1 pseudogene is annotated in these 434 nt (G+C 35.3%); it reads right to left on the bottom strand.

Annotation, left to right across the window (positions count from 1 at the left end):
- Positions 1–134: 134 nt before the first annotated feature.
- A pseudogene (locus E3E37_RS11160) lies at positions 135–434 on the bottom strand (hypothetical protein); the annotation flags it as partial.

Here is a 434-nt window from a genome sequence, read left to right as displayed (position 1 = left end):
ATGGAAATTTTTGAAGAAGACTCAGAATTTGCAAAGAGAAAACCAAAATATGTTGACCCGAGCTACTACGAGAAAAAACAAGAAGATGAAAAACTCAAAAAAGCAATCAAAAACCTAAAACTCAAAGGCAAAATTTAGAACTTCCTGTCAAGTATTGTTCTCAATTTCTTCCTTTCATCTTCTCTGAGCATTTTATTCAATTTGTCCACAAATATTGATGTAACTTCCTTATCTTTGATAGGATGCTGTTCAAACGGATCTTTCTTAAGGTCAAAGAGCCACTGAACACCATCATCTGGAGAGTATATGAGCTTATACCTTCCTACAATTAAAGCCTTTTTCTCATAACCATAACCAGCGGCCTCGGAGAGCAAAGGCCTTTTCTTGTTTTTAACCTCAAACAAGTTTTGCCCATCAAAAGTTAGACTATGAGA

The sequence above is a fragment of the Thermococcus sp. ES12 genome (genome assembly GCF_012027515.1).
Classification (GTDB): domain Archaea; phylum Methanobacteriota_B; class Thermococci; order Thermococcales; family Thermococcaceae; genus Thermococcus; species Thermococcus barossii.
This window is presented reverse-complemented; position numbering and strand designations above follow the sequence as displayed.